Origin of the sequence: Phreatobacter sp. AB_2022a (assembly GCF_026847585.1) — a bacterium.
Lineage (GTDB): Bacteria > Pseudomonadota > Alphaproteobacteria > Rhizobiales > Phreatobacteraceae > Phreatobacter.
Genome location: NZ_JAPSET010000013.1, coordinates 134,622 through 143,637, shown reverse-complemented (window position 1 = coordinate 143,637; position 9,016 = coordinate 134,622). Strand labels below are relative to the sequence as shown.

Annotated in this window: 5 protein-coding genes and 1 pseudogene; 5 read left to right on the top strand and 1 reads right to left on the bottom strand. The window is 68.5% G+C overall.

The genetic code is table 11. The features are described 5' to 3' along the window. Positions 1 to 652, top strand: a pseudogene (locus OZ671_RS12050) (hypothetical protein); the annotation flags it as partial. A gap of 51 nt (positions 653 to 703) precedes the next feature. After that, a complete protein-coding gene (gene pimA, locus OZ671_RS12045) occupies positions 704 to 2,377 on the top strand; it encodes a dicarboxylate--CoA ligase PimA (protein ID WP_268860974.1) in 1,674 nt (557 codons plus the stop codon). 36 nt (positions 2,378 to 2,413) lie between these two features. On the opposite strand, the gene OZ671_RS12040 is transcribed toward pimA, so the two are convergent. Next, positions 2,414 to 3,529 carry a helix-turn-helix transcriptional regulator gene (locus OZ671_RS12040; protein WP_268860973.1) on the bottom strand — a complete coding sequence of 372 codons (1,116 nt, stop codon included), beginning with the start codon at positions 3,527 to 3,529 and terminating at the stop codon, positions 2,414 to 2,416. A 560-nt stretch (positions 3,530 to 4,089) separates the two neighbouring features. On the opposite strand from OZ671_RS12040, the gene OZ671_RS12035 reads away from it, so the two are divergent. The 3 genes from OZ671_RS12035 to mdoH all read left to right on the top strand — a co-directional run bounded on the left by OZ671_RS12035 (position 4,090) and on the right by mdoH (position 8,915). After that, entirely contained in the window at positions 4,090 to 5,082 is a 993-nt protein-coding gene (locus OZ671_RS12035; RefSeq protein WP_268860972.1) for a DMT family transporter, read from the top strand. A gap of 84 nt (positions 5,083 to 5,166) precedes the next feature. Further along, the gene (locus tag OZ671_RS12030) at positions 5,167 to 6,750 is read left to right on the top strand and encodes a glucan biosynthesis protein (protein WP_268860971.1); all 1,584 of its coding nucleotides are present in this window, start codon (positions 5,167 to 5,169) and stop codon (positions 6,748 to 6,750) included. Next, positions 6,738 to 8,915 (top strand): glucans biosynthesis glucosyltransferase MdoH, encoded by a 2,178-nt coding sequence (gene mdoH, locus OZ671_RS12025; protein WP_442957075.1) that lies wholly within the window; start codon positions 6,738 to 6,740, stop codon positions 8,913 to 8,915. Before OZ671_RS12030 ends, mdoH begins: the two co-directional genes overlap by 13 nt. The last annotated feature ends 101 nt before the right edge of the window (positions 8,916 to 9,016 follow it).

Genomic DNA, 9,016 nt, shown 5'->3' with positions numbered 1-9,016 from the left:
TCAGGTCGTCAGCGATCCGATGATGCTCTACGAAACGCGCCGGCTCGCCGATGCCGTGCGGGCGCTCGCGGCCGAACGCGAGGCGCTCGCCGATCGCGTCGCGGCCGTCGAACGGGCCGCGCAGGAGCGCGGGACCCATGGCGACATCACCGCATCGATCGGCCGGCGCGAGCCTGCCGCCGCGCCAGCCGCCCCGCGCGAACCGCAATTCGCCGAGCGGGAGCCGCAATTTGCCAGCCCGACGCCCCTGCCCCGGCCGGGCGTGCGCCAGGTCGGCGCGCAGCTGGCTGCGGCGGCCTCGGCACCGGTGGCCGAGCCGCTCGTCGTACCGGCGCCCGCGCCGGCGCAGGCCGCGCAGGAATCGACCGCCATGCGCACCGAATTCGGCGTCGATATCGCGGGCGAGACGTCGGTCGATGCGCTGCGCGCGCGCTGGCACTATCTGCGGGCCCACCACGGTCCGCTGCTCGAGGGCCTGCGGCCGCTCGTCGCGGTGCAGGACGGCGCGCGCCCCGGCGCGGTCGATCTCAGGCTGATCGCCGGACCGCTCGGCAATGCCAATGCCGCCACACGCCTCTGCGCCTCGCTCACCACCGCAGGTGTGAATTGCAAGCCGGCGATTTTCGACGGACAAAGGTTGGCACTGAGGTAGCGCGGGTCCCGGTCGGCCGGAGCAAGCCCGCCGACGAGGGAGGACACGCGCATGGCATCCAGGCCGTTTGCTTGGGAAAAGTCCTATCCGGAGGGCGTGTCCTGGGACGCGCCCATCAAGATCACGACGCTGGGCGCGCTGATCGACGGCACGGTCAAGACCCATGGCGCGCGAACGGCCTTCGAATTTCGTGACCGGACCATGACCTATGCCGAGCTCGGCGCCGAGGCCGAGCGCTTCAGCGCGGCGCTTCAGCGCGCCGGCATCGGCAAGGGCATGACGGTCGCGCTCTACCTGCCCAATACCCCGCACCATCCGATCTCGTTTTTCGGCGCCGCCAAGATGGGCGTGCGGCTTGCCCATCTCAGCCCGCTCGATGCCGAGCGCGTACTGGCCTACAAGCTCAAGGATTCCGGTGCGCGCGTGCTGGTCACCACCGACATCGCGCCGCTGTTCGGGACCGCGCTGAAGCTGTTCGAGGCCGGCCTCGTCGACCGCCTGATCGTCGCCGAGGACGCGACCTGGGGGCCGTCGGGCGTGCCGACTCTGCCGATTCCCGACAAGCCCGGGATCACGACCTTTGCCACCTTCATCGCCGGCGCGACGGCTCCTGTCGCCTGGCCGGAGGTGAAACCCGACGATATCGCGCTGCTGCAATATACCGGCGGCACGACCGGCATGCCCAAGGGCGCCATGCTCAGCCATGGCAATCTGACCGCGGCGGTGTCGATCTATGACGCCTGGCAGCAGGCCCTGCCGACCGGCGCGCCGGAGAACGACCGGGTCATCCTGGTGCTGCCGCTGTTCCACATCTATGCGCTGACCAGCGTCATGCTGCGCCAGATCTCGCGCGGTTCATGCATGCTCCTGCGCATGCGCTTCGATGCCGAGCAGACGCTCGACGACATCGAAAAGCGGAAGGCCAATGTCTTTCCGGGCGTGCCGACCATGTGGATCGCGCTCGTCAACCATCCGCGTTTCGCCAGCGCCGACCTGTCCTCGCTCGCCTATGCGGCATCGGGCGGCGCCGCCCTGCCGGTGGAGATCGCCCGGCGCTTCGAGGGCCGCACGGGCCTGCGGCTGACCGGCGGCTGGGGCATGACCGAGACCTCGCCCGCCGGCACCAACGTGCCGAATACCGGCGTCGCCAAGCCGGGGACGATCGGCCTGCCCTTGCCGGGCGTCGAAATGGATGTCGCGGCCCTCGATGATCCGCACCGCAAGGTCGGCATCGGCGAGGTCGGCGAACTGCGCATCAAGGGGCCGAACGTCACCCGCGGCTACTGGAACCGGCCGGAGGAAAGCGCCAATTCCTTCGCCGACGGCTATTTCCTGACCGGTGACATCGGCTACATGGACGCGGACGGCTTCTTCTTCATCGTCGACAGGAAGAAGGACATGATCATTTCCGGCGGCTTCAACGTCTATCCGCAAATGATCGAGCAGGCGATCTACGAGCATCCGGCAGTGGCGGAGGTGATCGTCATCGGCGTTCCCGACGGCTATCGCGGCGAGGCGGCCAAGGCCTTCGTGTCGCTGCGCGAGGGCGCCGAGCCGTTCAGCCTGGACGAGCTCAAGAGCTTCCTGGCCGACAAGGTCGGCCGTCATGAAATGCCCGCGGGCCTCGAATTCCGCGACAGCCTGCCGAAGACGCCGGTCGGCAAGCTGTCGCGGGCGGAGTTGCGCAACGAGATCAAGGCGGCGGAGGCACGGGCCTCGGGCTAGGACAGTGCCGCGCGCCGCCTGGTCCGGCTCGCGGCGCTATTTCAGGCTGAGCGGCTGTACGGCCGAGACGAGCGCGATCAACTGGCCCTGGTGGCGCGTATTGGTCTTGCGAAGGATTTCACGCAGACGCGTCCGCGCGGTGCCGTCCGTCGCGCCGTTCTTCTCCGCCGCCTGCTTCAGCGTCAGCCCGGCCGCGAGGTCGGCGGCGATCTTCGCCTCCATCACGGTCAGACCGAACAATGTGCGCAGGCGCGCCTCGCAATCGGCACGATGCGCAGGGCCCGTCTCGTGAATGGCGATGACGGCCCGCTGCGCCGGCCCGAGCCCGAACGGATGCATGCCCACGCTCGGCGAGACCGACAGGATGAGCGGCGGCGACGGCTGCTCGGACAGGTCCGGCATGACCAGCATCGCGCCGCCGGCGCGCGGGGCGCGGTCGGTGCCGCCGGCGCAGCATTGACCGATCAGGCGGCCCAATATCCTGTCGTCGCCCGGATTGACGGCGACGATTTCGCTGGCGACGGCCTGGAGCGGCGCGTCGGACCGCTCCAGCAGCGCGGAGGCCGTGCTGTTCATGCGCAGGATGCGACGGTCGGCGTCGACGAGGATGAGGCCGAGCGCGCGCTGCAGCAGCCCGTCGGCCATCCCCGTTCCATTGTCGAGCTGCTCGCTGATCCGTGTCGCGCGTTCGAAATGCGGCAGGATCTCGCGCAGCAGACCGAGCTCGGCGCCGTCGAGCCGCCCCTGGCGGCCGCTGCGCTGCAAATCCAGGAACCAGCCGGTCCCGCCTGACGACCGCAGCTTGCAGGTCCAGCCGATCTCCATCTCGCGGCGGCGGAAGAAGCCGTCCCACAATTCACTGCGCCGGAAGGTATGCTCGTCGATCAGCTCGTCGCGCGCGGCGATCCGGCCGACCGGCAGAGACTGCATGGCGCGCAGCAGCTCGTCGTTGCGCAGGGTGTCAGGATCGAGACGCCTGAAATCCTCGACATCGTCGGCCGACGCCACCGCATCGAAGCCGTCTTCCCCCGGCCCCATGCGCAGCAGGCAGGCGCGCGAAGCGGAAAACAGGCGCGCCAGGCTGGCCATGGCCGAGGCCAGCGAGGTCTGCTGGTGGGCAGCATCATAGATCTGCCCGATGAGATGAGACATGGAGCCTGCCGACATTTGCGCCACCATCACTTGTCCATTCAGCCCTTTTCGCATGGACAAGGGCATTCGTTACGGGGCGGACGCCGGCACCGCCATTCGGTGGCCGATCCAGCGCGTCCATTGGCCGCGCGCCGGCACGATTCGGATGAGGTCCATCAAAACGCTGCCGGCGCGTCCATCATTTGCTGGAGGTCGTGTTTCATGCGCATGCCGTTAGGTCAATAGCGGCGTGTCGGCGGCGTCATCGACCAGGCGAGGCACATGAGTGCGCTTCGTCGGTGAAGGCCGGTTTTCGCAAAAACGCGCAGCAGGTGCGTCCGGACCGTCGCGACGTTGACCCCCGAGGGGCATCGCCGTAGCCGCAGGGCGTGGCTGGACCGCGCCGGCATTGCGCCTGCCGCGTCAGCGCGGCGCACGAGCGTGCCGGCACCGGGGGCCTGATGTCGGGCTCGCCACGCCGCGTCGCTGCCATGTCATCGCCCGGGATTGTGCCGACCGCCGGCCTCATGCTGATTGGCGCCTCAGGCGCCGCAAAAACCAAACGGCGCGCGGAGCCCTCGATGGCAAGCAACGTCACGGCAAGCAGGACGGAAGCACGCAACGCCTATCTGCTGCTGCTGGTAATGCCGCTGTTCTTTTCCTCGAACATCGTCATCGCGCGCGGCATCGGCGATGCCGTGCCGCCGTTCACCCTGGCGCTGCTGCGCTGGGCGCTGGCGGTGGCGATCCTCCTGCCTTTCGCCTGGTCCCCGCTCATCCGGCACCGGCCGGTCCTGAAGAGCTCCTGGCGGCGCATCCTGCTGCTCGGTTTCCTCGGCATGTGGATCTGCGGCGCGCTCGTCTATATCGCGCTCGCCGCCACCACCGCCACCAACGGCACCCTGATCTACACGACCTCGCCGGTCATCGTGCTGCTGATCGAGACGGTGGTGCTGCGCAAGCCCCTGTCGCCGCTCCGGCTGGCCGGTGTCGTGCTGGCCCTGGCAGGCGTCGCGGTGATCGTGCTCAAGGGCGATGTCGGCGCGCTCCTGGGGCTGCGGTTCAATCCGGGCGATCTCGGCATCGCCGCGGCGGCGACCGCCTGGGCGGTCTATTCGGTCGTGCTGCGCGACCGGTCGCTCGCGACCATGCCGACGCTTTCGCTGTTCGCCGCCATCGCCATGGCCGGGGTCGTCACGCTCCTGCCCTTCAGCCTCTGGGAGGCCTGGCACGGGCCGGTCCTGCCGGCGACGCTGCCGGTCTGGACGGCAGTGCTGGCGCTCGCCCTGTTCTCCGCCGTCGGCGCCTTCTCGCTCTACCAGTACGGGGTCAAGGTGGTTGGGCCGGCGATCACCTCCTGCTTTCTCTATCTCCTGCCGCTCTACGGTGTCGGCATGTCCGTTCTTTTCCTCGGCGAAAGCTTGCATGCCTATCATTTCGCCGGCATGGCTCTGGTGCTGGTCGGCCTGGTCGCGGCGACGGCGCCGACCGACATCGCCGCCGCTCTTGCCGCCCGGTTCCGCCCGGCGCCATCAGGGGAGCCTCCCCACAGGGGCCCCTCCTCACCGCCGTAATTTGGGCTATAACCGCCCGCAGGTTTGAATCGACCGCGACCCTCCGGTCTATCATCCGCGACCCGCGATCAAAGCACCCCGACAATGCCAAGCCGCCGTGACTTCTTCGAGACCTTGATGGCCGCCCCGGCGCTTGCCTTGCTGGTGCGACCGGCGGCCGCCCAGGCTCCGGCGCCGCAGCCTCCGGCGCAGCCGCCGACGCCGCTGCAGGCGGCGACCGCCGCGGTGGCCGACGGCCAGCCGATCTCGCGGCAGGCCCTCATCGACTATGCGCGCGAGATCTCCAAGGCGCCCTATCAGGCACCGCGCGCCGAGATTCCCCGCGCGCTGACGCAGCTGAGCCTGGAGCAGTACCGCCAGATCCAGTTCAAGCCGGACAGGCGCCTCTGGGCCGGCGAGAACCGCGGCTTCACCCTCGAACTCCTGCCGCCCGGCAACGTCTTCACGACCCCTGTCGCGATCCGCACGGTGGAAAGCGGCATCATCCGCGACCAGCGCTTTGCGGCCGACCTGTTCGACTATGGCAACGTGCCGCCCCTGTCGGCCGACGCGTCCCTGCCCTTTACCGGTTTCCAGGCGCTGGCGCCGCTCAACCGGCCGGACCAGATGAACGAGGTGATGACCTTCCAGGGTGCGAGCTTCTTTCGCGCCATTGCCCGCGGCCAGACCTTCGGCCTGCAGGCACGCGGTCTCATTCTCAATGTCGCCGAACCGCAGGGCGAGGAGTTCCCGGCCTTCCGCACCTTCTGGATCGAGCGGCCCGGCGCCGGCTCGACCAACCTCGTCATTCACGGCCTGCTCGATTCGGACAGTGTCACCGGGCTCTACCGATTCTCGCTGCGGCCGGGTGACATCACGGTCTGCGATACCGAGGTGACGCTGTTCCCGCGCGTCGATCTCGCCCATGTCGGCATCGCGCCGCTGACCGCCAATTTCCTGTTCGCGCCGAACGACCGGACCAATGTCGACGACGTGCGCGGCGGCGTGCACGACGTCAACGGCCTGGAAATGTGGAACGGCAACGGCGAATGGGTCTGGCGGCCGCTGCACAATCCCGACACGCTGCAGATCTCGGCCTTCGTCGACCAGAACCCCAAGGGGTTCGGACTGCTGCAGCGCGACCGGCGCTTCGAGGCCTACAACGATCTCGACGCCCGTTTCGAACGCCGGCCGAGCGTCTGGATCGAGCCGCTCAACGAGTGGGGCCAGGGCCAGATCCAGCTCATCGAGATTCCCGTCAACGACGAGATGAACCGCAACATCCTCGCCTATTGGCGGCCGCGCCAGCCGCTCGCCAAGGGCGGCGAGCACAGCTTCACCTATCGGATGCACTGGTGCTGGCAGCCGCCCGAACGGCCGAGCTTGCCCTATGTGGCGGCAACCCGGACCGGCCGCGCCGCGGGTGGCGGCCGGCGCCGGCGCTTCATGGTGGACTACACGGCGGAAGAGTTCGCCGATCCGACACGCGGGGTCGGGCTGAAGCCGAATCTCACCACCCAGCGCGGCAAGGTCGGCGCCGTCGATGGTCGCTTCGTGCCCGAACTGCGCCTCTATAGGGTCACCTTCGAACTTGATCCTGAGGCCGCCAATCAAGTTGAACTGAGGCTCGTGCTGGAACGCGACGGACAACCGCAAAGCGAGACATGGCTCTATCGATGGACGCCCTGACGGATCAGACCCTGCCGATCGCGCTCGGCCGCGCCAAGGGCGCCATGCCGCCGGCGGCTCCGCTGGCCATGCCCGCCGCGTCGCTGCGCAGCTGGAACGAGACGGAGGAGCGCCCGCGCGCGGCGCCGGAGCGCTGGCGCAAGCCCTGGTTCTCGCGCTTCGTCACCTTCGGCGGCATGCTCGCCATTTCCTGCTTCGGCGGCTACCAGATGTACAAGGTGGTCGAGGCGGGCGGCGTCACGCTGCTCGAATGGTTGTTCATGATCCTGTTCGTGATCAACTTCTCCTGGATCGCGCTCGCCTTCACCAGCGGCCTGGTCGGCATGGGCAACCTGTTGCGCCACGGCATCACCGTGAAGCCGGTGCTGCCGGAAAAGCTCAGGTCGCGCACTGCGGTGGTCATGCCGATCTACAACGAGAGCCCGGGCCGGGTGTTCGGCGCCGTACAGGCGATCGCAGAGGACGTGATCGCGACCGGACATGGCGCCGCCTTCGACTTCTTCTTCCTGTCGGATACGACCGACCCGGACATCTGGATCGCCGAGGAGCGCGCCTTCCTGGCGCTGCGCGAGCGGCTGCCCGACATCGGCATCTATTATCGGCACCGGCCGAAAAATACGGCGCGCAAGGCCGGCAATATCGCGGACTTCGTCACCCAGTGGGGTGGTTCCTACGATCACATGCTGGTCTTCGACGCCGACAGCATCATGACCGGCGAAACCATCGTGGCGCTGGCCGACGCGATGGAGAAGGATCCCGATGCCGGCATCATCCAGACCCTGCCGCGCCTGATCAACCGCAATACGCTGCTGGCGCGGCTCCAGCAGTTCGCCGCGAGCGTCTATGGGCCGCTCTGCGCGGCGGGGCTTGCCGTCTGGTCCGGCCGCGACGGCAATTACTGGGGCCACAACGCCATCATCCGCATGGAGGCCTTTGCCGGTTCGGCCGGTCTGCCCGATCTGCGCGGCAAGCCGCCCTTCGGCGGCCATATCCTCAGCCACGACTTCGTCGAGGCGGGGCTCATCCGCCGTCGCGGCTATGGCGTCTACATGCTGCCGCAGCTCGGCGGTTCCTATGAGGAGAGCCCACCTTCGCTGATGGATCTCGCCATCCGCGACCGGCGCTGGTGCCAGGGCAACCTGCAGCATTCGCGCGTTATCGGCTCGAAGGGCCTGCACTGGGCGACCCGCCAGCACTTCGCCACCGGCATCATGAGCTATCTGTCGAGCCCGCTCTGGCTGATCCAGCTGCTGGTCGGCTTGATGCTGGCCTTGCAGGCGGCCTTCATCCGCCCGGAATATTTCACCAACCAGTTCACGCTGTTTCCGGCCTGGCCGGTCTTCGACGCCGAACGCGCCTTCAACCTCTTCATCTTCACCATGGCGATTCTGCTGGCGCCGAAGATCTTCGGCTGGTTCGTCACCCTGCTGAACGGCCCTGCCCGCCGCGGCTCGGGCGGCGCGATCCGGCTGACCCTGTCGGTCATTCTCGAGATCGTCCTGTCCGTGCTGCTCGCGCCGGTCATGATGCTGGTCCAGGCGGGCTCGGTATTCTCGATCCTGTCGGGCCGGGACACCGGCTGGAAGACCCAGCGGCGCGACGACGGGTCGATCCCGCTGCGCTCGATCATCGCGCGGCATTGGCGGCATACCCTGCTCGGCATCGTCGCGGCGATCGCGGCCTTTTCCATCTCGCCCTATATCTTCGCCTGGATGTCGCCGACCATCATCGGGCTCTGGCTGGCGGTGCCGACCTCCTGGGCTTCGGCCTCGGCCACCATCGGCTGGGGCCTGCGCCGGCTCGGCCTGCTGCTGATCCCCGAGGAAACCCGGCCGCCGGAGCTCGCCGAACGCGCCTACCGGCTGGGCCAGGAGTTCGAGGCGCTCGGGCTCGAGGATCACAAGGCGCTCGACCTCGTTCACGGCGACGCCGACTTCCGCGACGTGCACCAGTCGATCATCCAGGTGCCGCCGGCGCGCGTGCGCGGACGGATCGATACCGATCGGGTCATCGCCGAGGCGAAGCTGACCGACGCGCAGTCGATCGAGGATGCCCGCAAATGGCTTTCCGGCCGCGAGACGGTGCTGGTTCTGCATGACCGCGCGCTGATCGCCCTGTTGGCGGCCCTGCCGAGCGCCGCGGAGGCCACGGCCGAGGCCGCCTGACGGCCGCGCGCGGCGGCCTTGGGCGCTGCGCTGCACAAATTCCCGGCAGTGCGGCGCCCGCCGGTTGGGCACGGCGGCCGTTCGCGGTCGTTCCCGATCTT